The sequence below is a fragment of the Kitasatospora sp. NPDC034023 genome, from assembly GCF_055575795.1.
Genome location: NZ_JBVIRY010000015.1, coordinates 20823 through 46366 on the forward strand (window position 1 = coordinate 20823; position 25544 = coordinate 46366).

Annotated in this window: 25 protein-coding genes; 9 read left to right on the forward strand and 16 right to left on the reverse strand. The window is 70.6% G+C overall.

The genetic code is table 11. The features are described 5' to 3' along the window. Positions 1–64 precede the first annotated feature (64 nt). The 3 genes from mctP to ACZ52R_RS20535 all read right to left on the reverse strand — a co-directional run bounded on the left by mctP (position 65) and on the right by ACZ52R_RS20535 (position 3088). Entirely contained in the window at positions 65–1675 is a 1611-nt protein-coding gene (gene mctP / locus ACZ52R_RS20525) for a monocarboxylate uptake permease MctP (protein WP_360505705.1), read from the reverse strand. Next, positions 1672–1935, reverse strand: a complete 264-nt coding sequence (locus ACZ52R_RS20530) for a DUF3311 domain-containing protein (protein ID WP_360505707.1) — start codon at positions 1933–1935, stop codon at positions 1672–1674. Before ACZ52R_RS20530 ends, mctP begins: the two co-directional genes overlap by 4 nt. A 361-nt stretch (positions 1936–2296) precedes the next feature. Further along, positions 2297–3088 carry a GntR family transcriptional regulator gene (locus tag ACZ52R_RS20535; RefSeq protein WP_360505710.1) on the reverse strand — a complete coding sequence of 264 codons (792 nt, stop codon included), beginning with the start codon at positions 3086–3088 and terminating at the stop codon, positions 2297–2299. Positions 3089–3425: 337 nt separating this feature from the next. On the opposite strand from ACZ52R_RS20535, the gene ACZ52R_RS20540 reads away from it, so the two are divergent. The 7 genes from ACZ52R_RS20540 (at position 3426) to ACZ52R_RS20570 (ending at position 13220) form a co-directional block, all read left to right on the forward strand. Then, positions 3426–4709 carry an extracellular solute-binding protein gene (locus tag ACZ52R_RS20540; protein ID WP_360505712.1) on the forward strand — a complete coding sequence of 428 codons (1284 nt, stop codon included), beginning with the start codon at positions 3426–3428 and terminating at the stop codon, positions 4707–4709. A gap of 90 nt (positions 4710–4799) precedes the next feature. Next, the gene (locus ACZ52R_RS20545; protein WP_396287749.1) at positions 4800–5828 is read left to right on the forward strand and encodes a carbohydrate ABC transporter permease; all 1029 of its coding nucleotides are present in this window, start codon (positions 4800–4802) and stop codon (positions 5826–5828) included. Next, positions 5825–6652, forward strand: coding sequence for a carbohydrate ABC transporter permease (locus ACZ52R_RS20550; RefSeq protein WP_360505718.1), 828 nt, complete (start codon positions 5825–5827; stop codon positions 6650–6652). Before ACZ52R_RS20545 ends, ACZ52R_RS20550 begins: the two co-directional genes overlap by 4 nt. Before the next feature lie 6 nt (positions 6653–6658). Then, complete coding sequence (locus tag ACZ52R_RS20555; RefSeq protein WP_465617563.1) at positions 6659–8212, forward strand: glycoside hydrolase family 3 protein; 1554 nt, start codon at positions 6659–6661, stop codon at positions 8210–8212. Positions 8213–8672: 460 nt separating this feature from the next. Further along, entirely contained in the window at positions 8673–9950 is a 1278-nt protein-coding gene (locus ACZ52R_RS20560; RefSeq protein WP_465753876.1) for an extracellular solute-binding protein, read from the forward strand. Positions 9951–10112: 162 nt separating this feature from the next. After that, on the forward strand, positions 10113–11198 hold the full coding sequence (locus ACZ52R_RS20565; RefSeq protein WP_360505727.1) for an SIS domain-containing protein: 1086 nt from the start codon (positions 10113–10115) through the stop codon (positions 11196–11198). Positions 11199–11699: 501 nt separating this feature from the next. Beyond that, entirely contained in the window at positions 11700–13220 is a 1521-nt protein-coding gene (locus ACZ52R_RS20570; RefSeq protein WP_360505730.1) for a sensor histidine kinase, read from the forward strand. A 533-nt stretch (positions 13221–13753) separates the two neighbouring features. Here ACZ52R_RS20570 and ACZ52R_RS20575 read toward each other — a convergent pair. Continuing rightward, entirely contained in the window at positions 13754–14005 is a 252-nt protein-coding gene (locus ACZ52R_RS20575) for a WhiB family transcriptional regulator (protein WP_014138019.1), read from the reverse strand. A gap of 366 nt (positions 14006–14371) precedes the next feature. Next, positions 14372–15343, reverse strand: a complete 972-nt coding sequence (locus tag ACZ52R_RS20580) for a diacylglycerol/lipid kinase family protein (protein WP_360505733.1) — start codon at positions 15341–15343, stop codon at positions 14372–14374. 50 nt (positions 15344–15393) lie between these two features. Here ACZ52R_RS20580 and ACZ52R_RS20585 point away from each other — a divergent pair, with 50 nt between their 5' ends. After that, positions 15394–15822 (forward strand): hypothetical protein, encoded by a 429-nt coding sequence (locus ACZ52R_RS20585; protein WP_360505736.1) that lies wholly within the window; start codon positions 15394–15396, stop codon positions 15820–15822. A gap of 60 nt (positions 15823–15882) precedes the next feature. Here the strand turns inward: ACZ52R_RS20585 and ACZ52R_RS20590 are convergent, their stop codons facing one another. From ACZ52R_RS20590 to sodN, 8 genes are all read right to left on the reverse strand, one after another. Next, entirely contained in the window at positions 15883–16893 is a 1011-nt protein-coding gene (locus ACZ52R_RS20590) for an RNA polymerase sigma factor SigF (RefSeq protein WP_465617566.1), read from the reverse strand. Positions 16894–17077: 184 nt separating this feature from the next. Next, a complete protein-coding gene (locus tag ACZ52R_RS20595) occupies positions 17078–17488 on the reverse strand; it encodes an ATP-binding protein (RefSeq protein ID WP_360505742.1) in 411 nt (136 codons plus the stop codon). A 214-nt stretch (positions 17489–17702) separates the two neighbouring features. Then, a complete protein-coding gene (locus ACZ52R_RS20600; protein WP_360505745.1) occupies positions 17703–18179 on the reverse strand; it encodes a GNAT family N-acetyltransferase in 477 nt (158 codons plus the stop codon). Between the two features lie 10 nt (positions 18180–18189). Further along, positions 18190–18573, reverse strand: a complete 384-nt coding sequence (locus ACZ52R_RS20605) for a nuclear transport factor 2 family protein (protein ID WP_465617568.1) — start codon at positions 18571–18573, stop codon at positions 18190–18192. Positions 18574–18684: 111 nt separating this feature from the next. Then, complete coding sequence (locus tag ACZ52R_RS20610; protein ID WP_465753858.1) at positions 18685–19677, reverse strand: ABC transporter substrate-binding protein; 993 nt, start codon at positions 19675–19677, stop codon at positions 18685–18687. 70 nt (positions 19678–19747) lie between these two features. After that, entirely contained in the window at positions 19748–20542 is a 795-nt protein-coding gene (locus ACZ52R_RS20615; RefSeq protein ID WP_465753877.1) for an ABC transporter ATP-binding protein, read from the reverse strand. A 41-nt stretch (positions 20543–20583) separates the two neighbouring features. Beyond that, positions 20584–21651 (reverse strand): FecCD family ABC transporter permease, encoded by a 1068-nt coding sequence (locus tag ACZ52R_RS20620; protein ID WP_465753859.1) that lies wholly within the window; start codon positions 21649–21651, stop codon positions 20584–20586. A 344-nt stretch (positions 21652–21995) separates the two neighbouring features. Continuing rightward, positions 21996–22391 carry a superoxide dismutase, Ni gene (sodN, locus tag ACZ52R_RS20625; protein WP_218203467.1) on the reverse strand — a complete coding sequence of 132 codons (396 nt, stop codon included), beginning with the start codon at positions 22389–22391 and terminating at the stop codon, positions 21996–21998. Positions 22392–22648: 257 nt separating this feature from the next. Between sodN and sodX the strand changes: the two genes are divergently transcribed. Continuing rightward, complete coding sequence (gene sodX / locus ACZ52R_RS20630) at positions 22649–23011, forward strand: nickel-type superoxide dismutase maturation protease (protein WP_396287770.1); 363 nt, start codon at positions 22649–22651, stop codon at positions 23009–23011. A 55-nt stretch (positions 23012–23066) separates the two neighbouring features. Here the strand turns inward: sodX and ACZ52R_RS20635 are convergent, their stop codons facing one another. The 3 genes from ACZ52R_RS20635 to ACZ52R_RS20645 all read right to left on the reverse strand — a co-directional run bounded on the left by ACZ52R_RS20635 (position 23067) and on the right by ACZ52R_RS20645 (position 25541). Then, positions 23067–23654 carry a CGNR zinc finger domain-containing protein gene (locus ACZ52R_RS20635; RefSeq protein ID WP_360505761.1) on the reverse strand — a complete coding sequence of 196 codons (588 nt, stop codon included), beginning with the start codon at positions 23652–23654 and terminating at the stop codon, positions 23067–23069. A 112-nt stretch (positions 23655–23766) separates the two neighbouring features. After that, positions 23767–24570: an amino acid ABC transporter ATP-binding protein gene (locus tag ACZ52R_RS20640; protein WP_360510034.1), complete on the reverse strand. Its 804-nt coding sequence runs from the start codon at positions 24568–24570 to the stop codon at positions 23767–23769. Next, positions 24567–25541, reverse strand: a complete 975-nt coding sequence (locus ACZ52R_RS20645) for an amino acid ABC transporter permease (RefSeq protein ID WP_465617575.1) — start codon at positions 25539–25541, stop codon at positions 24567–24569. The genes ACZ52R_RS20640 and ACZ52R_RS20645 overlap by 4 nt, the downstream gene beginning before the upstream one ends. Between the last annotated feature and the right edge of the window lie 3 nt (positions 25542–25544).

Sequence of the window (25544 nt, forward strand, 5' to 3'; positions counted from 1 at the left end):
TCGCGCCGCCTTCTCCAGTGTTGACGGAGAAGGCGGCGCGATCACAGGGCGCGTACCGCGCGAATCAGTGCGCCGCTACGGGCTCCGGCGCGCTCTTCAGCTCGTCGTCGCCGGCTTCGGCGCTGTAGTCGGACGGCCTGGTCTCGTCCGGGCCCTCGGGTGCCTTGACGGCCCGCAGCACCAGGGTGAGCGCCACCGCGACGACCAGGTTCAGCGCGAAGGCGGTCAGACCGATGTAGCCGATCTCGCCGATGCCGGGGATCTCCGCCGAGTTGCCGCCGAAGTGCTTGGTCGCCGGGCTGGCGATCCCGTACGCCTTCCAGGTGCCGTAGACCATGCCGGCCGCCCAGCCGGCGAACAGCGCCCAGTGGTGGAACCAGCGGGTGAACAGGCCGCCGACGATGGCGACGAAGGTCTGCAGGATCCACAGGCCGCCCAGCAGCTGGAGGTTGATCGCGGCCTGCTTGTCCATGCCGAGCACGAAGACCAGCGCGCCGACCTTCACCAGCAGCGAGACCAGCTTGGCGACCCGGGTCTCGTCGGAGGGGGTGGCGGAGGGCTTCAACCAGTCCTTGTAGACGTTGCGGGTGAACAGGTTGGCCGCCGCGATGGACATGATGGCGGCCGGCACCAGCGCGCCGATGCCGATCGCGGCGAAGGCCACGCCGGTGAACCAGTCCGGGAACATGTTCGCGAACAGCTGCGGCACCGAGAGCTGGGCGTTGTAGCCCTTGACGCCCTTGCCGACGCCCGCCGCGATCGCCATGAAGCCGAGCAGCGCGAGCAGGCCCAGCATCAGCGAGTACGCGGGCATGATCGCCATGTTGCGGCGCACGGTGTTGCGGGACTTGGAGGCGAGCACCCCGGTCACCGAGTGCGGGTACATGAACAGCGCCATCGCCGAGCCGAGGCCCAGCGTGGCGTACGTCCACTGCTTGTTGTCCGGGACGGTCATCGACCCGGCCTTGGCCTCCTTGAAGTGCTGCGCGGCCGCGTCGAAGATGTGCCCGTAGCCGCCCAGCCGGATCGGGATGTAGATCACCGCGACGATGATCACGATGTAGACCAGGGCGTCCTTGACGAAGGCGATCAGCGCCGGGGCGCGCAGGCCGGAGGAGTAGGTGTAGGCGGCCAGCACGCCGAAGGCGATGAACAGCGGCAGGTCCTTGACGAACCAGTTGGCGTTCTCCCCGCCGCCGACCCCCAGCACGTCCAGCACCGCCTGGATGCCGACGAGCTGCAGGGCGATGTACGGCATGGTGGCCAGGATCCCGGTCAGCGCGACCACCAGCGACAGCGGCCGCGAGCCGTAGCGGCCGCGCACGAAGTCGGCCGGGGTCACGTAGCCGTGCACCCGGGAGACCGACCAGAGCCGGGGCAGGAAGAGGAAGACCAGCGGGTAGGCGATGATCGTGTACGGCACCGCGAAGAAGCCGGCCGAGCCGCTCGCGTACACCGCGGCCGGGACGGCGACGAAGGTGTACGCGGTGTAGAGGTCGCCGCCGAGCAGGAACCAGGTCACCCAGGTCCCGAAGCTGCGCCCGCCCAGGCCCCACTCGTCCAGGTGCGCCGCGTCGCCCGCGCGGCGCCAGCGCGAGGCGAGGAAGCCCATCACGGTGACCAGGGCGAAGAACAGCACGAAGACCACGAGGGCCGGCACGTTGACGTCCTTCATCGCGCACCGCCCTTCCGGGCCGCCTTGCGGGCCTTCTCGTCCCGGTTGATCAGCAGGTAGGCGGCGACGGTGAAGACGGCCGACGCCGGCACCCAGAGCAGCTGGTACCAGTAGAAGAACGGCACCCCGGCCACCGCGGGGTCGGGCTTGTTGTAGGAGGACACCCACAGCATCGCCACGATCGGCACGAGCAGGGCGAGACCGGCCAGCACCCGCTCGGGGGTCACCGCCGGGACGGGTGCCCCGGCTGGCTCGGGCATGACATCTTCGAAGGTATCGGGATCAGACGGCAACTTCGGCTCCGCTCCGGAGGGTTGTCCCCGTCGGCGCCGCAGCCCGGGTGGCGTCCCTGCCCCCGCGAGCCCGCCGAGCAGCACCATCGGTGATCGGCAGTCAGTATTGGCTGCGCAATCTAGAGCATGGGGTGATCCATGTCACCGGGATTGGCGCAACTTCCCGCCATCCGGACGCATGCGGCCGTCGGGGCCCCGGAAAAGCACCCGTACGGAACGCGAAAAGCACTGTCACGGAATGCAGAAGGCACCGGCGCGCGGGTCGCGCGCGCCGGTGCCCGTGGTGCGAGGGGGGAGTGCGCCTGCTCCGTACGCCTCTCCGAAACGCCTACTCCGGACGCTTCAGACGGGTGATGAACTTGTAGCGGTCGCCCCGGTAGATGGAGCGGACCCACTCGACCGGGTTGCCCTCGGCGTCGAAGGAGTGCCGGGACAGCTGCAGCATCGGCAGGCCGAGGTCGGAGCCGAGCAGCCCGGCCTCGCGCGGGTCGGCCAGGGTGGTCTCGATGGTCTCCTCGGCCTCGGCCACGGTGACCCCGTAGACCTCGCGCAGCGCCGCGTACAGCGAGTTGTGCTTGGCGAGGTTGCGCCGCAGGGCGGGGAAGCGCTTGGCGGACAGGTGGGCGACCTCGATGGCCATCGGGTCGCCGTTGGCCAGGCGCAGCCGCTCGATCCGCAGGACGCGGCCGCCGGGCTTGATGTCGAGCAGCGGGGCGAGCCGGTCGTCGGCGGTGATGTAGCCGATCTCGATCAGCCGGGAGGTGGGTTCCAGCCCCTGGGCCCGCATGTCCTCGGTGTAGGAGGTGAGCTGCAGCGCCTGGGCGACCTTGGGCTTGGCGACGAAGGTGCCCTTGCCCTGGATGCGCTCCAGTCGCCCTTCGACGACCAGTTCCTGCAGGGCCTGGCGGACGGTGGTGCGCGAGGTGTCGAACTGGGCGGCCAGCGCGCGCTCGGGCGGGACCGGGGTGCCGGCCGGCTGGGTCTCGGTGAGCTGGAGGAGGTGGCGCTTGAGTCCGTAGTACTTGGGGACGCGCGCGGTCGGGTCGGTGCCGGTCTGCGTCGGGAGGTTCTTCACCTCGGGGTCGTCGGCCTGGGCGGTGGTTCCCCCGTCGCTGCTCATCGGACCTGTTCTCCCGCTTCTCGCAGGGCCTTCACAGACCCTGCCACATCGTTAACGGGTCACATCGTTGCATGTATGGCTACGGAACGAATACCTCATCACGCGATGAACGATGTGCGGTGTCGGCTTGATAACGGGTGGTCGGGATCGGTCGAACAGCCGTTGACACGCCCATTGGTCTAGGCCAAGCTCCAGGCATCTGGTCTACACCACTAGGCCGGTCACTACGAATCCCCCCACCCGTTCGACGGGGCCCGCGGCGCCATTTCCCCCGCTTTGTGTGGGTCTGCCGCTGCCACCCGACGGGGGTAACCCAGGCATCCCTCAGGAGGATGGCGTGAAGCGTCAGCTCATCGCGGCGGTCGGCGTCGCAGCAATGGTCGTCGGTCTCGCGGCTTGTGGCTCGGACGGCAAGAAGAACGACAGCAGCTCGTCGTCGTCCTCGGCCGCCGACAAGTACAAGGGCAAGACGCTCAAGGTGTGGACGATGACCGGCTCGGCCCCCAAGGGCTGGACCGACGCGGTCAAGACCGAGTTCGAGACCACCTACCCGGGCTCGAAGGTCGACTTCCAGACCCAGGAGTGGACCGACATCGGCCCGAAGGTCACCGCGGCGCTGTCCGAGGGCTCGGTCGACGTTCTGGAGATCGGCAACACCCAGACCGCCGGCTACGCCTCCACCGGGGGCCTGCTCGACATCACCAAGGACAAGGCCGGGCTGGGCGGCGACGGTTGGGCCGCCAACCAGAACGAGGCCGCGATCCTGGACGGCAAGCAGTACGCCGCCCCGTGGTGGGTCTCCAACCGCGTGGTCGCCTACAACAAGGACCTGTGGACCAAGGCCGGCCTGACCGCCGCCCCGACGACCCTGGACGAGTTCTACGCCGACCTGGACAAGCTGAAGGCCACCGACGGCGTCGTCGACCCGATCTACCTGCCGGGCCAGGAGTGGTACACCTACTTCGGCCTGCTCACCGGTGAGGGCGGCAAGATCGCCAAGAAGGACGGCGACAAGTGGGTCGGCGGCCTGTCGTCCCCCGAGGCCCAGAAGGCCTTCGAGACGTACAAGAAGCTGCAGGGCTACTCGGCCACCGGTCCGAAGGACAAGGACGAGGCCACCCCGCAGCAGAAGGACGTCTTCGCCAAGGGCAACGTCGGCACCATGATCGCCCTCGGCTGGGAGCTGCCGGCCGAGAAGGACCTGCCGAAGGACAAGATCGGCTTCTTCCCGCTCCCCGGCAAGACCGCCGACAAGCCCTCCGGCGTCTTCCTCGGCGGTTCGAACCTCGCGATCGCCGCGCAGAGCAAGAACACCGACATGGCGAAGGACTTCCTGAAGATCGCCCTCAACGACAAGAACGAGGGCCTGGTCGCCGCGTCCGGCAACATCCCGAACAAGGCCGCGCTGAACAGCCAGCTCACCGGTGACTTCGCGAAGGCCGCCCAGACGGCCGCCGCGGTCGGCGGGATCACCCCGAACACCCCGAACTGGGCCAGCGTCGAGAACAAGCCGAACCCGATCAAGGACTTCCTGACCGCGGCCCTGCAGGGCGGCGACTACGCGGCCACCGCCAAGAAGTACGACGACGAGATCGCCAAGCGGCTCAACGAGAAGAACTAAGCACTTGAGCGGCGTCGCTCACCGGTCCCCGGCGGGGGGCCGGTGGGCGGCGCCTGTCCGTCGTGGCCGGGTTGTGAGGAAGTGAGAACGATGGCTGTGCATTCGGAGCGGGTGCAGACACAGTCCCCGGAGTCAGGGAAGGCTGTTGTGGCCGAGATTGACACCAGTGCCGCCGGCGGCGGGGCCAAGGGCGCCGCGCCGAAGCGCACCAGATCCGCGGGCGGCCCCGGCCTGGGCGCCCGCTTCGCCCCGTACCTGCTGCTGCTGCCGGCCATCGTGGCGACCATCGTCCTGCTGGGCTGGCCGCTGCTGAAGACCGTCCTGCTGTCGTTCCAGAACCTCAACCGGCGTCAGCTGGTGATGCACCTCACCGAGTGGACGGGGTTCGACAACTACAAGGAGCAGCTGACCGACCCGGAGTTCTGGTCGGTCACCGGGCGCACCGTCGCCTTCACCCTGGTCAACGTGGTGCTCATCATGCTCGGCGGCACCCTGATCGGCCTGCTGCTCAACAGCCTCGGCAAGAAGATGCGCCTGGCGCTGTCGATCGCGCTGCTGATGGCCTGGGCCATGCCGGTGGTCGCCGCGACCACCGTCTACACCTGGCTGTTCGACGACCAGTGGGGTGTCGTCAACTGGTTCCTGGACCAGCTGGGTTGGCACTCGATGGCCGACTACAACTGGATGAGCGACGAGTACTCGACCTTCTTCGTCGTCATCCTGCTGATCGTCTGGCAGTCGATCCCCTTCGTGGCGTTCAACATGTACGCCGGTCTGACCACCATCCCGAAGGAGCTCTACGAGGCGGCCCGGATGGACGGCGCCGGCTCCGGCAAGATCTTCAGCTCGGTGATCTTCCCCAACCTGAAGCCGTTCTTCCTGGCCACGACCTTCCTGGAGGTCATCTGGGTGTTCAAGTCCTTCACCCAGATCTACGCGATCAACGGCGGCGGCCCCGAGAAGCTCACCCGGACCCTTCCCGTGCACGCCTTCCTGGAGGGCCAGGGCAGCCAGCACTACGGCGTCGGCGCCGCGATCGCGGTGCTCACCATCCTGATGCTGGGCGTCCTGATGGCCTACTACTTCCGCATCATGATCAAGCAGGAGGACGAGCTGTGAGGCGCTCTCTCTTCGGACGTACCTGGCCGAACGTGATCGCGGTCGTCCTCATCGTCTTCTTCATCTTCCCCGTCTACTGGATGATCGCGACCGCGTTCAAGCAGGACCGCGACGTCATCAGCAAGACGCCGGTCTTCATCCCCTTCGACGGGACGTTCGACCACTTCACCACCGCGGTGAACGCGCCGGACTTCTGGACGTACGTCACCAACAGCGTCACCGTCACCGTCGGCGCGGTGCTGATCTCGCTGGTGATCGCGACCCTGGCGTCCTTCGCCATCGCCCGGATGAAGTTCCGCGGCCGCAAGACCTTCGTGCTGGTCATCATGCTCGCGCAGATGGCCCCCTGGGAGGTCATGACCATCGGCGCCTACATCATCTCCCGCGACAACGACATGCTGAACAGCCTGCTGCCGCTGACGCTCTTCTACATGATGATGATCCTGCCCTTCACCATCTGGACGCTGCGCGGATTCATCGCCGCGGTGCCGAAGGAGCTGGAGGAGTCGGCGATGGTGGACGGCTGCACCCGCACCCAGGCCTTCACGAAGGTGATCTTCCCGCTGCTGGCCCCGGGCCTGATGTCCACCTCGCTGTTCGGCTTCATCACGGCGTGGAACGAGTTCCCGCTCGTCCTGTGGCTGAACAAGGAGCAGGGCAAGACCCTCCCGCTGTGGCTGTCGTCCTTCAAGACCGCCTTCGGCAACGACTGGGGCGCCACCATGGCGGCCTCCACGATGTTCGCCGTCCCCGTGCTGATCCTGTTCGTCTTCCTGCAGCGCAAGGCGGTCGGCGGTCTGACCGACGGCGCCGTGAAGGGCTGAGCCACCGTGAGCATCCTCGTACCCACCGCCCCGGACAGCGACCAGCTGCACCGCGACGCCCTGACCGTCCTGCAGCCCGGCTTCGTCGGCGCCGAGCCGCCGCGGTGGCTGCTGCGCCACCTCGCCGCCGGGCTGGGCTCGGTCGCGCTGTTCGACCGCAACGTGGTCGACCTCGACCAGCTGTCCGCGCTCACCCGGACGCTGCGCGCCGAGAACCCCGACCTGCTGATCGCCATCGACGAGGAGAGCGGCGACGTCACCCGGCTGGAGGCGGGCTCCGGCTCGTCCTGGCCCGGCAACCTCGCGCTCGGCGCGATCGACGACCCGGCGCTGACCCGGGACGTCGCCCGCGAGCTCGGCCGGGCGCTGGCCGCGGCCGGCGTCAACTACAACTGGGCGCCCACCGCGGACGTCAACTCCAACCCGCGCAACCCGGTCATCGGCGTCCGCTCCTTCGGCGCCGACCCCGAGCTGTGCGCGCGGCACACCGCTGCCTGGGTCGAGGGCCTGCAGTCGGCCGGCGTGGCCGCCTGCTCCAAGCACTTCCCCGGCCACGGCGACACCGCGGTGGACTCGCACCACGGCCTGCCGGTCATCGACGTCGACCTGGACGTGCTGCGGGCCCGTGACCTGATCCCGTTCCAGGCGGCGATCGCGGCCGGCACCAAGGCCGTGATGACCGCCCACATCATGATCCCGGCGCTGGACCCGAAGCTGCCGGCCACCCTGAGCCCGACCGTGCTGCGCGACCTGCTGCGCGCCGCCCCGGCCGAGGGCGGCCTCGGCTACCAGGGCCTGATCGTCAGCGACGCGATCGAGATGGGCGCGATCGCCGACACCTTCGGGATGGGCGAGGGCACCGTGCTGGCCCTGGCGGCCGGTGCGGACGCGATCTGCGTCGGCGGCGGGCTGGCCGACGAGGAGACCGTGCTGATGCTGCGCGACGCCATCGTGGCGGGCGTGCGGGCCGGCAGGCTCGGTGAGGAGCGGCTGGCGGACGCCGCCGCGCGGGTCCGGGCGCTGGGCAGCTGGGGCCGGATCTCGGCCCAGGGCGAGCGGCCGGAGCCGGACCTGGCGGTCGGCCTGCGGGCCGCGCGCCGGGCGCTGAAGGTGGTCCGGGCGCCGGGCCTGGTGACGCCTCCGGTGAGCGAGCGCCCGTACGTGGCCTCGTTCTCGGACGAGCCGAACATCGCCGTCGGCGACGTCACCCCGTGGGGCGTGGCCGGCATGCTCGCCGACCGCTTCCCCGGCACCCGCACCCGCGCGGTGTCGGCCGCCGAGGCGACCCCGGAGCTGCTGGACGCCCTGGTCGACGAGCTGGTGGCCGGCGCCGAGGGGCGCCGCCTGGTGCTGGTGGTCCGGGACGCGCACCGCTACCCGTGGATGTCCGCCGTGCTGAGCCGCCTGGTGGCGGCCCGCCCGGACGCCGCCGTGGTCGAGATGGGGCTGCCGCAGTCCGAGCCGGTCGGCGCGCTCTACATCGCCACCCACGGCGCCGCCCGGGTCTGCGGGCTGGCGGCGGTGGAGGTCCTCACCGGGCAGCCGGGAGCGGTCGGCTGAACCGACCGGCAGGACGCCACCGGCCGGGTCCGGGAAGGCGTCAGCCGACGGGCCCGTCATGCGCATGTCGCATGGCGGGCCCGTTCCGTTTTCCCGGCGTCGACCTGCGGATTCGCGGGGTGACCGTGTTCCCTCAAGTGGGCCTTAAATCCACCTTAAGTCCTACCTAGGGTGATGGTGCTGCGACTGGGTGCCACAAGCTACAACGGCTCTGCAACGGCCGTGGTGACAAAGGCTTTTGGCCGTTGACACCACCAGTGGTCTAGGCCAGAGTCCAAGCATCCGGTTCGAGTTTCAACCTCGCCGGATGTGGTATCGGCCCACCCCCAAGCACGTCGCCGCCCCCTGCCCGGACTCTCCGCTGCGGGCGCCCCTCACGCTGCCGGCGGGCATCACTTGCTCTAGAACACCCTCGGAGGACGGCGTGAAGAAGCGTCAGCTCGTCTCGGCGCTCGGGACCATGGCACTGGCGGCGGGCCTGACGGCCTGTTCCTCGTCGGGCTCACCGTCGGGCGACGGCAGGAGCGCCGCCGCCGACCCGAAGGCGGCCACCGGCATCGTCACCGTCTGGCTGATGGACGACGCCCAGAAGAACTGGCCCGACCTCGTCCAGCGGGTCAACGACGAGTTCGCCGCGAAGTACCCGAAGGTCACCCTCAAGCTCGCGTACCAGGGCTGGGCGGACAAGGTCACCAAGCTGGACAAGGCCATCGCCGAGGGCAGCGCCCCCGACGTCGTCGAGCTGGGCAACACCGAGACCATGAAGTACGTGCTGTCCGGCGCACTGGCCCCGGTGGACCGGACCACCTTCGAGAACGCCGACAGCTGGATCAAGGCGCTCGCCAACACCTGCACCTACCAGGACAAGCTCTGGTGCGTGCCCTACTACGCCGGCTCCCGGGTCGCCATCTACAACTCCACGGCCTTCCAACAGGCCACCGGCAACCCCGAGTTCCCGAAGACCGAGCCCGAACTGCTGGCCGCCCTGGACAAGATCGCGGACAAGAACAAGGCGGACAGGACCTTCTCCCCGCTCTACCTGCCCGGCCCGTACTGGTACGCGGCGATGAGCTACGTGGCCGCGTCCGGCGGCAGCATCGCCAAGTTCGACAGCGCCGGCAACTGGCACGGCACCCTGCACGACCCGAAGTCCCAGGAGGGCATCGGCCACTTCGCCGACCTGGTGCGCCGGTACAACAAGGGCGACCTGACGGTGAACGAGCAGAACCAGTACGAGGCGATGGCCCGCGGACACGCCGCCTCCTTCTACGGCAACGGCTACGAGGCGGCCGGCGTCACCGCGCCGGTCACCGGCGACGCGAGCCTCAAGGACGCCGTCAAGGTGGCCACCATGCCCGGCCCGGACGGCAAGCCGCTGCCGACCTTCATCGGCGGCTCCGACCTCGCCGTCACCGCCAAGTCCCCGTCGGTGGCGCTGGCGACCGACTGGGTCCGGATGTTCACCAGCACCAAGTCCGAGCAGGCGCTGGCCGACAAGGACATCCTGCCGAACAACCTCACCCAGCTGAACCAGCTGAAGAACAAGCCGTCCGCCGCCGCCGCGGCCAACGCCGTCCCGGACGCCTGGTTCACCCCGCTGGCCCCCGGCTGGGGCGCGGTCGAGAAGCAGAAGATCATCCCCGACATGCTGACCGCGATCCTCAAGGGCAAGTCGGTGGACCAGGCCACCAAGGAGGCCGACGCCGCGATCGACCAGCTGATCAACAAGGCGTCCTGACCCGCGTGCGCCGGGGCACCGGGAGGTGCCCCGGGACAGGCGCGCCCGTAGGATTGCGGGGCACGAAGAACCGCAGCGAGTGTGCGGACTCGCCGCCGTAGAGGTCCCCCGTCGGGCAGCCGCCCGGGCGGGGTCGAACCATCTCATCGGAGGCAGACCCAGATGTCCGACCCGCAGACTGTTTCCGTCCCCGGCCGGATCATGGCGGCGGAGATGGCCGAGCAGCCGGCCGTCCTCCAGCGCATCCTCGACGAGGGCGCCCCGAAGATCCGCGAGATCGCGGCCGAGATCGCCACCCGCAACCCGCGCTTCGTCCTGCTCACCGCGCGCGGCACGTCCGACAACGCCGCGCTGTACGCCAAGTACCTGGTCGAGATCCTGCTCGGCAAGCCGGCCGGCCTGACCTCGATGTCCACCACGACCGCGTACGGCGCCAAGCCCGACCTCACCGACGTTCTGGTGATCACCGTCAGCCAGTCCGGTGGTTCGCCGGACCTGGTGGCCTCCACCAAGGCCGCCCGCGAGGCCGGCGCCATCACCCTCGCGGTCACCAACAACGCCTCCTCGCCGCTGGCCGAGGTCTCCGAGTTCCACATCGACGTGCTGGCCGGCCCGGAGAAGGCACTGCCAGCCACCAAGACCTACACCGCCGAGCTGCTGTCGCTCTACCTGCTGGTCGAGGGCCTCGCGGAGGCCTGGGGACACCCCCGGCCGAACGCCGGGGGAGACTCGGCCGCCAAGGAACTGCCGGGCCTGGCCGCCGGGGTGCTGGCCCGGCGGGCCGAGGTGAAGGCGCTGGCCGAGCGCTACCGCTTCGCCCAGCGCCTGGTCATCACCTCGCGCGGCTACGGCTACCCGACCGCCCGCGAGGCCGCGCTGAAGCTGATGGAGACCACCTACATCCCGGCCAGCCCGTTCTCCGGCGCGGACCTGCTGCACGGCCCGCTGGCCATGGTGGACAACGTCTCGCCGGTCATCGCGATCGTCCCGGACGGCAAGGGCGGGGAGGCACTCCAGCCCGTGCTGGACCGCCTGCGCGGCCGCGGCGCGGACCTGGTGGTGGTCGGCCAGCAGGCGCAGGTCGACGCCGCCTCGGCGGGCTTCGCGCTGCCGGCCGGCGTGCCCGAGGAGGTGCAGCCGATCCTGGAGATCCTGCCGCTGCAGCTGCTGGCCTACGAGGTCACCATCGCCCGCGGCCAGGACCCGGACGCCCCACGCGCCCTGGCCAAGGTCACCGAGACGCGGTAGCAGGGGGTTACTCGGCCGCTCGCCTCCGAGCCGAGGGGCTCGGGGCGGGCCCGAGCGCGACCGGCCCCCGTCCACAGGCTGTGGACGGGGGCCGGTCCGCTGAGCGGCGGAACATGGTTCGGGGGACGGCCGGCAGCCGGAAAGCACTACGGGCCACGGCGCCGACACGGGACCCTCAACCCATGCGGCACCGCAGCCCGGAGCTGTCGTCGGGCACCGGGGACGATCGAGGACTGTGCGGGGTCCTCGCTCGGCGGCGTCCGACCGAGGAAAGGCCGCGCGCGGTCAGGGCAGTTGCGCGGGGGCCTCTCCTTGGTGCTCTTTCATTGTGGACTAGACCAATCTCGGTTGTCCAGGCCGCTCAGTGAATTGGTCTAAACAACTCAGGCCGACCCGGCACGCCCCCCGACCGGGCTCCGGCGAGCCCCGCCGGTCCGCCCCGCCGGTCCGCCCTGCCGGTCCGCCGCGCCCCGCCCGGACCGGCGGCGCTACCCTCGCCATGTGCCCTCGCTGAACGAACTCGTCCGCCGCCACACCACCCTCACCGGGGCCGACGTGGAATGGCTCCACATGCTGGTCTCGGAGTGGCAGCTGCTCTCCGACCTCTCCTTCGCCGACCTGGTGCTGTGGATCCCCACCTGGGACGGCATCCGCTACGTCTCGGTGGCGCAGATGCGGCCCAACACCGGGCCGACCTCCTACCAGGACGACATGGTCGGCCACCTCGTCCCGCGCGGCCGGCGCCCGCTGCTGGACGCGGCCTTCGACGAGGGCCGGATCGTGCGCGAGGGCGACCCGGAATGGCGCGAGGAGGTCCCGGTCCGGGTCGAGTCGATCCCGGTCCGGCGCGAGGGCAAGGTGCTCGGGGTGATCGCCCGCAACACCAACCTGCTGACCGTCCGCACCCCCAGCCGGCTGGAGCTCACCTACCTGCAGAGCGCCTCGGACCTGGCCCAGATGATCGCGGCCGGCAGCTTCCCCTTCCCGGGCATCGAGCAGGTCGACATGGACGCCGCCCCCCGTGTCGGCGACGGCCTGATCCGCCTGGACGCGGACGGCATCGTCACCTACGCCAGCCCCAACGCGCTCTCCGCCTACCACCGCCTCGGCCTCACCACCGACCTGGTCGGCAGCCACCTCGGCCGTACCACCGCCGAACTCGCCCCGCCGTCCCGGGGTGCCGTCCACGAGGCGCTGGTGAAGGTGGCCAGCGGCTGGGCGCCCCGGCAGACCGAGGTGGAGGCGCAGGGGGGAGTGGTGACGGTGCGGGCGATCCCGCTCAAGCCCAAGGGCATCCTGACCGGTTCGCTGGTGCTCTGCCGCGACGTCACCGAGCTGCGCCGCCGTGACCGCGAGCTGATGACCAAGGACGCCACCATCCGGGAGATCCACCACCGGGTGAAGAACAACCTGCAGACCGTCGCGGCCCTGTTGCGGCTGCAGTCCCGCCGGATGGAGTCGGAGTCCGGGCGGGCCGCGCTGGACGAGGCGGTGCGCCGGGTCGGTTCGATCGCGATCGTGCACGAGACGCTCTCCCAGGCGCTGGACGAGCAGGTGGCCTTCGACGAGATCGCCGACCGGGTGCTGGCGATGGCGATGGAGCTGTCCCAGGACGGCCGGGTGGCGACCCGCCGCACCGGCAGCTTCGGCATCCTGTCCGCCGAGGTGGCCACCCCGCTGTCGATGGTGCTGACCGAGTTGCTGCAGAACGCCCTGGAACACGCGTTCGGTCCGACGGCCTCCGGGAACCTGGAGATCAGCGCGCTGCGCGGCCGGGCCCCGGCGACCGGGATGGGCTGGTCGGACAGCTGGAACGGCGGCGCCCGCCCGGAGGAGTACCTGCTGATCACCGTGCAGGACGACGGTCGCGGCGTGCCGGAGGGGTTCGACCCGCAGACCGCGGGGAACCTCGGACTCCAGATCGTCCGGACGCTGGCCACCGGCGAGCTGGGCGGCACCTTCGACATGGTGGCCGGCCCGAACGGCGGTACGAAGGTGATCCTGGAGATCCCGGTCCGCTGAGGCCCCGGTCTGCCGAGGCTCTGGTCCGCTGAGATTCTGCTGAGAATCCCGTTGCGAAGGTGCGTGGCGGGGGCGCGCGTCCGGCGGGCACGCCGGGTATGTGCTCCGCGCGCCGGTGTGCAGCAACAGAGCGCCGGTGTGCAGCAACAGGGCGCCGGTGTGCAGCAACAGGGCGCCGGAGCGCGGAAGGAGTGCGGAAACAGAAACGAGGCCCTGTCGACCGGGGGGGGGTGGGTCGACAGGGCCTCTCAACCCGTTCCGGCCGTCGGGGGGAGTCGGCCGGAACGGGGGCTCTGGGTAGTGCGACACCTCGCCGGTGCGTTGCACACGGTGAGCGCCATAGCTCCACAATATTGCTCTAAGTGAACAGTATCAAGTGCCTGGACAGGTCTGGTGTCGCCGGACCGAGTCGAGCAAGGTCCTTTGTGTGGAAGGCTTCACCAGGAGGTGCAGGGAAGCCTTTGATCATGTGTTGATCGGTACTGCGATCACTGCTGTGTCACTGCTGGTGCTACGCGGTGTGATCAGCGCGATCAGGCGGTGCGGGCGCGGTTGCGGGCGGCGCGGCGCTTCATCGCGCGACGCTCGTCCTCGCTCATGCCGCCCCAGACGCCGGCGTCCTGGCCGGTCTCGAGGGCCCACTGGAGACACTGCTCCATGACCGGACAGCGGCGGCACACGGCCTTGGCTTCCTCGATCTGCAGCAGAGCAGGACCGGTGTTCCCGATCGGGAAGAACAGCTCCGGGTCCTCTTCGCGGCAGACAGCGCGGTGGCGCCAGTCCATGGTCGTCCAACTCCTCCTGCCGACGGGGGTCACCCGACGACATAATCGATGGCTTGTGAATGTGAACGCTTTCACGAATCCCGCAACAGCAAAAGAGACCAAAGGCCTACCGGGCCCGGGTGGTCTGTGCTGGGGGGGATTCGGCGATTCGAGGGACACCCCGCGGTCGGCGCTCCGTGGTTCCGGAGTTGCCGTCGCTGCGATGTGTCCCGATCGCCATGTAGAGGTTCGCAAACCTCGGGCTCGGATACAACCCCCTTCGGGGAGGAATTTTTGATTCTTCGGTGTCGCCTAGCTCACAGCCAGTACTTCTATGGAGTGAAGGGGGCTTGTGCGTTCGAGAAGAAGGGCGAACCCCACTTCCGGTCACACAATCACACGCAGTGCCCGCCGTACGCCTGTGAAACTGACGCGACTCCTGTCCCCAAGATGGTCGCCGTCGACCTGGAACGGGGTCGGTTCCTCTGAAACCAAGGTGAAGTGTCGGACGTCGTGGTAGGAGACGACGTGCTTCCCGGACGGGCCGGCCGGCGGTGCGCCATCGCTCGAAGGGGCGTGCGACCGCAGGATCTGACGGATCGTTCGAGCTGTACCGAACGCCGTCATTCGGGTGATCCCGAAGACGTCGAGATCCGTGTCGAAGGAGGCGAGCGGTGAGGGATAGACCGGACGGTTGCCGAGGAACGTCCACGGCGAGGTGTTGCTGACTATCGACAGCACGAGCCCCGGAACGGCCTCGTGGCCCGGCAGCTCAAGGGAAACCGGGCCGGATCGGCGGTGCTCACGCTGGGTGAAGTAGTGCCGGATCGCCTGCTTGACGTAGAGGGCGTGGGTGGACCTGTGCCCGGCCCGGCGCTGCTCCTCGACCCGGCCGACCACACCGGCGTCGAAGCCGAGCCCGGCGGTGAAGGTGAACCAGCGGTCCGGCAGCCCGTCGCTCATCGCCTTGCCCAGCCCGATCGGGCGCTCCCGCTTGCCCTCCAGCGCGTGCAGCAGGGCGCCGGTGGCCTCCACCGGGTCGTTGGGCAGGCCCAGCGCGCGGGCGAACACATTGGTCGAACCGCCCGGCACCACGGCCAGTCGCGGGACCTTCTCGCCCGGGCCGTGCGCCAGCAGCCCGTTCACCACTTCGTTGACGGTGCCGTCGCCGCCCAGTGCCACCACCAGGTCGACCGTGCCGTCCTCCGCCGCCTCGCGGGCCAGGTCGCGCGCGTGCCCCCGGTACTGCGTCTCGGCCACCTCCAGCTTGAGGTCGCTGCGCAGCGCGTGGATCAGGACGTCCCTGGTCCGGCCACTGGTGGTGGTGGCCTTGTGGTTCACGACCAGGAGAGCGCGCATGGGGAAAGCCTACGGGTCGGTACGGACCAACCGGCGGCTACCCTGCTGGAGTGACCGCAGAAACCTCCGCACCCGTACCCGCGGCCGACTCCGGCCGTCCGGCGTCCCTGACCCTGGGCGCCGCCATCACCGCCCTGGAGGGCGCCGCGCTGGCCGTCGTCGGCGTCTGGGACATGGTGGCCGCACTGTCCGGCCAGTCCAAGCAGCTGGCCCTGAACGAGTTCGGCGGCGTGGTCATCGTGCTGCTCGGCGTGCTGCCGGTGCTGGCCGCCCGCGCGCTGCTGAAGGAGCGCCGCTGGGGCCGCAGCCCGGCGGTGCTGACCAACTCGATCTGCCTGCCGGTCGCCTACTACATGATCCAGAGCGGCGGCGCGATGATCGGCGTCGGCGTGCTGGTCGGCCTGCTCGGGCTGGTGGGCATCGGCTCGCTGCTGAGCCCGAAGTCGACGGCGGCCCTGTACGCCCCGTCCGAGGACTGAGCACGCAGGACCGCCGGGGGACCGGACGGCCGCGCAGCCGGAGCTGAGCGGCCGTCAGTCCTACTCCTCCACCAGGAGCTTCTCCCGCAGCTGGGCCAGCGTCCGGGCGAGCAGCCGGGAGACGTGCATCTGGGAGATCCCCACCTCGGCGGCGATCTGCGACTGGGTCATGTTCCGGAAGAACCGCAGCACCAGGATCTTCTGCTCCCGGGGCGGCAGTTGGGCCAGCAGCGGCTTGAGCGACTCGCGGTACTCGACGCCCTCCAGCGCCTCGTCGGTGGCGCCCAGGGTGTCCGCGACGGCCGGCGACTCGTCGTCGCTGTCCGGCACGTCCAGGGACAGCGTGGAGTACGCGTTGGCGGACTCCAGGCCCTCCAGGACGTCCTCCTCGGAGATCCCCAGGTGCTCGGCCAGCTCGTGCACCGTGGGGGAGCGGCCGTGCCGCTGGGAGAGCTCGCTGGTCGCCGTGGTGAGCGACAGCCGCAGCTCCTGCAGGCGGCGCGGGACGCGCACCGCCCAGCCCTTGTCGCGGAAGTGCCGCTTGATCTCCCCGACGATGGTCGGCGTCGCGTAGGTGGAGAACTCGACCCCGCGCTCGTGGTCGAAGCGGTCCACCGACTTGATCAGGCCGATGGTGGCGACCTGGGTGAGGTCGTCCAGCGGCTCGCCCCGGTTGCGGAAGCGCCGGGCCAGGTGCTCGACCAGCGGGATGTGCATCCGCACCAGCTGGTTGCGCAGCTCGACCCGCTCCGGCGAGCCTTCGGGCAGCCCGGACAGGCGGACGAACAGCGCGCGGGCGGCCTCCCGGTCCGGGGCGCCGCTGCGGTGCGCGCCCTGGGCGGGCACCGCAGGGGCGTGCGGCTCCGCCTCGGCCGTCTCCTCCGCCCGGTCCGCCGGATCCGGCGGGGGTACGGAGTCGGGCGTCGGCTCAGACGTCGGCTCGGTCGGGTGGCTCATCCGGTGGGCGTCCTTCGGGTGCGCTTCGTCGTTGGCGGCGAGGCCGGGAACGCTCGCCTGGGTCGGTACGGCAGGTCCCGCCGTCGCGAGGCCGGTACGGTCCAGATCACTCACGGCCATTCCCCCGTTCCGTTCCGGGAGCACCGGGGCCGAGGGCCCCGGAATCGTCTCGTTGGTCGTACCGCCCGGAGGCGGTACCGGGAGCCGCCCGCCGGGCCCCGGAGGGAGTGCGGTGGACGGCCCTTGCGCGGGTGCTGCTCGGTGCTGCTCGGTCTGCGCGGTGCGGTTCGGCGCCCGGTCAGTGGGCGGTGGACCCGCCGCGCTTCTTGTGCAGGCTGATGGACACGGTCTTGTCCTCGCCGACCGAGGAGTCGACCTCGCCGGCCAGCGCGGAGAGCACGGTCCAGGCGAAGGTGTCCCGCTCGGGGGCCTTGCCGTCGGTGGTCGGGGCGGCGACGGTCACCTTCAGCGAGTCGCCGACCAGTCGGAATTCGCAGGACAGTACGGAGCCGGGCACCGCCTGCTGGAGCAGGATGGCGCAGGCCTCGTCGACCGCGATCCGCAGATCCTCGATCTCGTCGAGGGTGAAGTCCAGCCGGGCCGCCAACCCGGCCGTCGCTGTTCGCAGCACGGAGAGGTAGGCCCCCGCCGCGGGGAGCCGGACCTCCACGAAATCCTGAACACCGAGATCGCTGTCGATCTTGGACACCCTTGCCTCCTGGGTGACGCACTGTGCTTGCTTGGTACCCGCTTGTTACCCCTGCCGGCCACCCCCTAAAGGGGCACCTTGCCACCCCTTGTCAGGGGGCACCGGTTCGCGGGTCCGCCATCGCTCTGTCCTACCGCACCCGGTTCGGGAGTTACTGATGGTAAGGCATTGCGACGCAGGGTGGCAGACCCTTTCCCGGACTGTTCCGGTCCGTTCAGCGGCGGCCGGCGGAGGCGAGCGCCTCGTCGGTGAGCCGGTACACGGTCCACTCGTCCATCGGTACCGCGCCGAGCGACTTGTAGAAGTCGATCGACGGCTGGTTCCAGTCCAGCACCGACCACTCCACCCGGGAGTAGCCGCGCTCCACGGCGATCCGGGCGAGCTCCAGCAGCAGGGCCTTGCCGTGGCCGCCGCCACGCGCCTCCGGGCGGACGTACAGGTCCTCCAGGTAGATCCCGTGGGTGCCGCGCCAGGTCGAGAAGTTGCGGAACCAGAGCGCGAAGCCCACCGGCTCGCCGGTGCCCTCGTCCTCCGCGACCAGGCCGAACACCGCCGGGTCGGCACCGAACAGCGCCTCGCGCAGCTGCTCCTCGGTGGCCACCGCCTCGTGCGCGGCCTTCTCGTACTCCGCGAGCTCACGGATCATGGCATGGATGACGGGGACGTCGGTGGCGACAGCGGTGCGGATCATGCCTGCGAGCCTACTGCTCGGGCACCGTCTCGTCCCAGGCCTGGATCGAGGTCTGGTCGACGATCCGCCCGTCCCGCAGGTCGGCCATCGAGGACATCAGCACCCGGACGCCGTCCGGATAGCGGCAGGACTCCAGGAAGGCGACGTGGTCGTCCTGGACGACCACCTGCTCCAGCTTGTGGGTCATCTCGCGGCCGTAGATGTCGCCCAGCATGGCGCCGATCTCCTCCCGGCCGTGCATCACCAGGGGGTGGCTGGGCTGGGTCTTGCGGTCGACCATGCGCAGTTCGGCGTCCTCCGCGTAGAGCGCCAGGAGGGCCTCGGCGTCGCAGCGCTCGATGCCCTCGCGCAGGGCGCGGGTGTCGAAGGCGGCGGGGGCCGCCATGGTGGTCATGATCTCGCTCCTCCGGTCGGGGTCCGTCGGCTCGTATCTCGAGCGTACGCCCGGCGCCGCGGACCGGAGCGGGCCGGATCCGGGCCGGTCGGCGAACCGGTCGGCGGCCGGTCAGCGGGCCGGTACGGTGCGCAGGTAGTCGGCCAGGGTGGCGATCGCGGCGGGGTTGCGCGGGCTCTCCACCAGGTCGACGTAGTCCAGTACGAAGATCCGGCCGTTCCTGATCGCGGAGACGTCGGCCAGCGCCGGGAAGGACATGAGGAACTTCCGCTTCTCCTCGGCGCCCGGGGTCGCGTAGTCGTTGATCACGATCACCTCCGGGTCGCGCCGCACCACGCTCTCCCAGCCGGCGGTGACCCAGGTGTCGGCGAGGTCGCCCATGATGTTGGTCCCGCCGGCCTTGGCGATGATCTCGTCGGCGGCGGCGAACTTCCCGGCGGTGTAGGGCTTGTCCTGCCCGCTGTCGTACAGGAAGACGGACGGGCGGTGCCCGGGCTGCGGGACGGCGGCGATCCGGGCCCTGGAGTCGGCGATCAGCCGGTCGGCGCGGTCCTTGACGTCGAAGATCTCGCCGAGGTTGGCCAGGTCGGTGTAGAGCGCCTCCAGCGGGTCCATCACGCCGCGCTCGGCGCCCTTGCCGCTGCGGCAGGACTCGCTGAGCACGTACGAGCCGATGCCGAGGGCCTTGAACGCCTGCGGGGTGACGCCGGTGCCCTCGTCGAAGCCGTAGTGCCAGCCGGCGAAGACGAGGTCGGCCCTGGCGTCCAGCGCGATCTCCTTGGTGAGCCGCTGCTTGGAGAGCCACGTGGTCTGCTGGTAGCCGTCCTTCCAGGGCACCTGGTCGATCTTGCCCTTGTCGTCGGGCATGACGTAGCCGGCCATCCGGTCGGCGAGGCCCAGGGAGAGCATCAGCTCGGTGATGTTGACGTCGTTGGTGACCACCCGGGCGGGCTTCTGCGGGAAGGTCAGCCGGTCGCCGCAGTTCTCCACGGTCACCGGGTAGTGGGCGGAGCCGACGGCGGCCTCCCTCGGGGCGATCTCCGCGCCGCAGGCGGTGAGCCCGAGGACGAGCAGGGCGGCGGTGGCAACGGCCTTGGTGCGCACGGTGGTTCCTTCGGTGGGTCAGGCTTCGGTGGTTAGGGCTTCGGGCTTCGGGGGTCCGGGCTTCGGTCGTTCAGGCGTCGGGGGAGCGGTCGAGGCGGTCGAACAGCAGCTGGAGGGCGCCGGTCTCCGGGTGCCGGACCGGGGTGGCCCGGACGCCGAACACCTCGGCCAGCAGGGCGGACCGGAGCACCTCGCCGGGCGGTCCGGAGGCGACGATCCGGCCGGCCCGCAGGACGTACAGCAGGTCGCAGTGGCTCGCCGCCAGGTTGAGGTCGTGCAGCGCGGTGAGCACCGTCGGGCCGGCCTCCCGGGCCAGCGCCAGGACCTCCAACTGGTGGGCGATGTCGAGGTGGTTGGTGGGTTCGTCGAGCACCAGCAGCCGCGGCTCCTGGACCAGCGCGCGGGCGAACAGCACCCGCTGCTTCTCGCCCCCGGACAGGCTCAGGAAGCCCCGGTCGGCGAGGTGTCCGGCCCGGACCTTGCGCAGTGCCCCGGCGCAGCGCTCCCGGTCCCCGTCGGTCGGGCCGCCGAGGCCGCGCCGGTGCGGCAGCCGGCCCATGGCGACCACCTCGGCCACCGTGAAGTCGAACTCGGCGGAGTGCTCCTGGGTCAGCGCGGACACCCGCCGGGCCGTCTCGCGGGCGGAGAGCGCGTGCAGGTCGTCGCCGGCCAGCCGGACGGCCCCGCCGGCCGGCTTCAGCACCCGGTAGACGCAGCGCAGCAGGGTCGACTTGCCGCTGCCGTTGGGCCCGACCAGTCCGACCACCTGCCCGGCGGCGGCCGCCAGGTTCACCTCGTGGACCAGCCGGGTGCCGGCCAGCTCCACCGAGACGGTGTCGACGTCGAGGTCCTGGGCCGTCGTCAGGTCGGCCGCGTCGGCCCGGTCGGTCGTGCGGGTCGCGTCGGTCACCGTCGGCCTCCGAAGGCCTGGCCGCGGCGGCGCATCATCAGCAGGAAGGCGGGCACGCCGAGCACGGCGGTGAACACCCCGACGGGCAGTTCGGCGGGCGCCAGCAGGGTGCGGGAGGCGATGTCCACCCAGACCAGCAGCAGGGCCCCGGCGAGCGGCGCGACCAGCAGCACCCGGTGGTGCCCGGCGCCGACCAGCATCCGCGCGAGGTGCGGCACCAGCAGTCCGACGAAGCCGATCGCCCCGCTGACCGCGACCACCGTGCCGGTGACGGCGGCGGTCACCACGAACAGCTCGCGGCGCAGCCGGTCCGGGTCCACGCCGAGCGAGGCGGAGGTCTCGTCGCCCATGGCGAGCGCGTCCAGCCGGCCGGCGGTGCGGGCGAGGTAGGCCAGGCCGGCCAGCACGGTGCAGGCGGCGATCGGCACCGAGCCCCAGGTGGCGCCGCCGAGGCTGCCGAGCAGCCACATCATGGCGTCCCGGGCGGCTTCGCCGCGGTCGGCGGCGAAGACCATCAGGGTGGTGGCGGCGGAGAAGCCGTAGGACAGGGCGGTGCCGGTGAGCACCAGTCGCAGCGGGGTGAGCCCGTACGCGGTGCGGGCGGCGAGGTAGACCAGCGTCATCGCGGCCAGCGCGGAGCCGAAGGCGGAGGCGGAGACCGCCCACACCCCGAGCGAGGCGAAGGCGCCGAACAGCAGGACGGCGTTGGCGCCGACGGCCGCGCCGGAGGAGATGCCGAGGACGAAGGGGTCGGCGAGCGCGTTGCGCACCAGGGCCTGGACGGTGACGCCGGTGGCGGCCAGCCCGGCGCCGACCACGGTGGCCAGGACGGTGCGCGGCAGCCGGATCTCCCAGACGATGGCGTACGCGGCCGCCTCGTCCGCGTCCAGCCGACCGCCCGTCAGCCCGGCGCCCAGCAGCCGCAGCACGTGGGGGAGTCCGATCCCGGAGGAGCCGAACGCGACTCCGCAGACCACGGAGAGCAGCAGGGCGGCGGCGAGGCCGACGGCGAGCGGGAGCGCGGGTATGCGGCGGACGGGCGGGCCGCCGGTTGCGCGGTTCACGGGTGGGCGGTTCACGGGTGCGCCTTGCCTCGGGCCGCGGGTGCGCCGGGGCGGGCGCCGGCCGGAGGCGTGCCCGGGCGCCGTTCCCCTCGCAGTCCGCGGCGAGTTGTCGGGAGGTCAGCGGCCGGGGGCGATCGGGCTGGCGCGGCCGTACCGCTGGTACGGGCCGCGCTCACCGTTGCGGGTCAGCGCCGGATTCACACCGGACTTCCCCCTCGGACGCCCCGGCAGCATAACAGGCACTCAGGGTCAGCAACCCTTACTGGGGTCGGGTCGGACGTGAACGCACGACCGCCCCCGTCCGGCGGTGCGGACGGGGGCGGTCAGGTGGCGACGCGTCAGGCTCAGGCCTGCTTGGTCTCCCAGAAGATCTTGTCGACCTCGGCGATCAGGTCCAGCAGGGCCTGGCCGGTGGCCGGGTCGGTGGACGCCTTGGTGGCCGAGGCGGCCTTCAGGGTGTCGTTGATCAGCTTGTGCAGCTGCGGGTACTTCTCGAAGTGCGGGGCCTTGAAGTAGTCGCTCCACAGCACCGAGATGTGGTGCTTGACGGCCTCGGCGCGCTGCTCCTTGATGATGATGGCGCGGGCGCGGAAGTGCGGGTCCTCGTTGGCCTGGTACTTCTCCTGGGTGGCCTTCACCGACTCGGCCTCGAGCCGGGCCTGCGCCGGGTCGTACACGCCGCAGGGCAGGTCACAGTGGGCGTGAGCGGTGGCACGCGGTGCAAACAGACGAGAGAACATGGGAGTCCTTCCTTAGATCGTCTTCCCGCGCCCGAGATTACCCTTCCGCCCTCGCGGTTTCGCGATCGGGCGGTGGGCCTAGGGCAAAAGGCGGACCCGGAACCGGGGTAATCCGGACATCGAACAGGTGACGGTCCGTACGGCAGACTGGGGACGGTCGGCGCGGAGGAGGAGTCGTGGCACGGAGCACGGAACCGGAGGGCCGGGCCCGGGGCGGCGCGCTGCCGTTCGGACTGGTCGACGTGGTGGGCCGGTCGATGGTCCCGACCCTGCGCGAGGGCGACCGGCTGCTGGTCCGCTACGGCGCGCCGATCCGGCCGGGGGCGGTGGTGCTCTTCCGGCACCCCTTCCAGCAGGACCTGCTGGTGGTGAAGCGGGCCGCCGAGCGCCGGTCCGGGGGCTGGTGGCTGCTCTCCGACAACCGCCCGGTGGACAGCGACAGCCGCAGCTACGGCGCGGTCCCGGACGACCTGGTGCTCGGCCGGGTGCTGCTGCGGTTGCGCCCGCGCCCGGTCTGGCTGGCGCCGGGCCGCCGGCTGGAGCGGCTGCTGCTCGCCCCGCGGCTGGCCCGGGTGCCGGGCCTGGCCCGCCGCCTCGGCGTCTGGGTGGAGGAGGTCTAGCCGCGCGCCCCACCGCTGCGCCCCACCGCTGCGCCCCACCGTTGGGCCCCGGCTGTTACGCCCCGGTGCCCAGTGCGGCCTCCGCCTCCTGACGCTTGCGGGCCCGGTAGGCGGCGACGTTGGCCCGGGTCGCGCAGCGGTCCGAGCAGTAGCGGCGGGAGCGGTTGGTCGAGGTGTCCAGGTAGGCGTTGCGGCAGGGCGCGGCCTGGCAGATGCCCAGCCGGTCGGCGCCCAGTTCGGTCAGGTGGACGGCCAGGCCCATGCAGGCGACCGCGCTGAAGTGCGCGGTGGCGGTCGGCGAGTTGTCGGCCAGGTGCAGGTGCCAGCGCGGCCGTCCGGCGTCGTCCAGGTAGTCGTGCCCGGAGATCAGCGGGCTGACGGGGTACTCCATCAGCAGGCTGTTCAGCAGGTCGACGCCCCGGATCTCGTCCCCTTCGGCGGCGGCTTCGAAGACCCCGCGCAGCCGGGTCCGGACCGCCCGCAGCCGGGGCAGGTCGGATTCGTCGGCGAGCGCGGCGGCCCGGGAGGAGTCGGAGAACAGGGCGCGCACCGCCTCCACGGAGGTCAGCGTGTCGGTGCCGCGCTCCGGCTCCTCGGTGTTCACCAGCCGAACGGCGAGGTCGGCGTACGAGGCGAGCTCCACGGCGGTCCTTCCAGAAGATCGGTAACGGGCTGGCTGCTTCCAGCCTATTACCCGAAGGGGGAAAACGTCGGCGCCCGGCAGGAGCTGCCTGCCGGGCGCCGACGGGAGGGATTCAGAGCACCTTGGAGAGGAAGGCCCTGGTGCGCTCGTGCTGCGGGTTCGTGAGGACCTCACGGGGGTTGCCGGACTCGACCACCACACCGCCGTCCATGAACACCAGCGCGTCGCCGACCTCGCGGGCGAAGCCCATCTCGTGGGTGACGACCACCATCGTCATGCCCTCCTCGGCGAGGCCGCGCATGACGTCGAGGACGTCGCCCACCAGCTCCGGGTCGAGCGCCGAGGTGGGCTCGTCGAAGAGCATCAGCTTGGGCTTCATGGCCAGCGCGCGGGCGATCGCGACGCGCTGCTGCTGGCCGCCGGAGAGCTGGGAGGGGTAGTTCTTCGCCTTGTCGGCGAGGCCGACCCGCTCCAGCAGGGCCATCCCGCGCTCGCGGGCGTCCGCCTTGCTCTCGCCCTTGACCTGGACCGGCGCCTCGACGACGTTCTCCATGGCGGTCATGTGCGGGAACAGGTTGAAGCGCTGGAAGACCATGCCGATGTCGCGCCGCTTGAGGGCGACCTCGCGGTCCTTGAGCTCGTGGAGCTTGTCGCCCCGCTGCTGGTAGCCGACCAGCTCGCCGTCCACCCAGAGGCGGCCGCCGTTGATCTTCTCCAGGTGGTTGATGCACCGCAGGAAGGTCGACTTGCCGGAGCCGGACGGGCCGATCAGGCAGAACACCTCGCCCTGCTTGACCTCCAGGTCGATGCCCTTGAGCACCTCGACCAGGCCGTAGGACTTGTGCACGTTCTCGGCGCGGACCATGGGCTCGGCCGACCCGGCGCCGTCGGCGGGGGTCTTGGTCAGATCGGTCATACGTGACCACCTCCCTCGAGCCCCGGGACGACGTCGGCGTCCGTCTTCGGGGCGGGCTTCCCGGCGAACAGGCCCCGCAGTCGCTGCAGCGGGGTGGGCGGGAGGGTGCGGTTGGAGCCTCGGGCGTAGTGGCGCTCGATGTAGTACTGGCCGATGGTCAGCACCGAGGTGAAGAACAGGTACCAGAGGCTGACCACGATCAGCAGCGGGATGTTCTGGTAGTTCCGAGAGTAGATGACCTGGCCGGCCCGGAAGATCTCCTCCAGGGAGATCACCGAGACCAGCGAGGTGGTCTTCAGCATCGAGATGGTCTCGTTGCCGGTCGGCGGGATGATCACCCGCATGGCCTGCGGCAGGACGATCCGCCGCATGGTCTGGAACCGGCTCATGCCGAGCGCGTGCGCGGCCTCGCTCTGGCCCTCGTCCACCGACTGGATGCCGCCGCGGACGATCTCCGCCATGTAGGCGGCCTCGTTGAGGCCGAGGCCCAGCAGGGCGGCGACGAAGGTCGGGATCAGGACGTTGGTCTGCCCGGACCAGAACTCCGGTCCCCACGGGACGCCGATCGACAGCTTGGCCCAGATCAGGCCGAGGAAGTTCCAGAACACCAGCTGCACCAGCACCGGGGTGCCGCGGAAGATCCAGATGTAGACCCAGGCGGTGCCGGCGAGCAGCGGGTTCGGGGACAGGCGCATCACCGCGAGGATGACGCCGCCGACCACACCCATGAGCATGGAGAGCGCGGTCAGCTCCAGCGTCACGACCATGCCGTGCAGGATGCTGTCGTGGAACAGGTACTGACCGACGATGTCCCACTTGAAAGCGGGGTTGGTGAAGAGAGCGCTCAGCAGCATCGCCGCGAGCAGGGCGATGACGACGGCGCCCGCCCAGCGTCCGGGGTGACGGACCGGGACGGCCTTGATGGTCTCAGGCCGTCCCCGTCCCTCCGTCCCCTTGTCCAAAGAGTTCACGGT

Coding starts and splice junctions, on each gene's coding strand:
- mctP (WP_360505705.1), bottom strand. CDS start 1,675: ATGAAGGACGTCAACGTGCCGGCCCTCGTGGTCTTCGTGCTGTTCTTC.
- sodN (WP_218203467.1), bottom strand. CDS start 22,391: ATGTTCTCTCGTCTGTTTGCACCGCGTGCCACCGCTCACGCCCACTGT.
- ACZ52R_RS20605 (WP_465617568.1), bottom strand. CDS start 18,573: ATGACCACCATGGCGGCCCCCGCCGCCTTCGACACCCGCGCCCTGCGC.
- ACZ52R_RS20535 (WP_360505710.1), bottom strand. CDS start 3,088: ATGAGCAGCGACGGGGGAACCACCGCCCAGGCCGACGACCCCGAGGTG.
- ACZ52R_RS20600 (WP_360505745.1), bottom strand. CDS start 18,179: ATGATCCGCACCGCTGTCGCCACCGACGTCCCCGTCATCCATGCCATG.
- ACZ52R_RS20565 (WP_360505727.1), top strand. CDS start 10,113: ATGTCCGACCCGCAGACTGTTTCCGTCCCCGGCCGGATCATGGCGGCG.
- ACZ52R_RS20530 (WP_360505707.1), bottom strand. CDS start 1,935: ATGCCCGAGCCAGCCGGGGCACCCGTCCCGGCGGTGACCCCCGAGCGG.
- ACZ52R_RS20640 (WP_360510034.1), bottom strand. CDS start 24,570: ATGACCGATCTGACCAAGACCCCCGCCGACGGCGCCGGGTCGGCCGAG.
- ACZ52R_RS20575 (WP_014138019.1), bottom strand. CDS start 14,005: ATGGACTGGCGCCACCGCGCTGTCTGCCGCGAAGAGGACCCGGAGCTG.
- ACZ52R_RS20560 (WP_465753876.1), top strand. CDS start 8,673: ATGGCACTGGCGGCGGGCCTGACGGCCTGTTCCTCGTCGGGCTCACCG.
- ACZ52R_RS20580 (WP_360505733.1), bottom strand. CDS start 15,343: ATGCGCGCTCTCCTGGTCGTGAACCACAAGGCCACCACCACCAGTGGC.
- sodX (WP_396287770.1), top strand. CDS start 22,649: ATGGTCCCGACCCTGCGCGAGGGCGACCGGCTGCTGGTCCGCTACGGC.
- ACZ52R_RS20545 (WP_396287749.1), top strand. CDS start 4,800: ATGGCTGTGCATTCGGAGCGGGTGCAGACACAGTCCCCGGAGTCAGGG.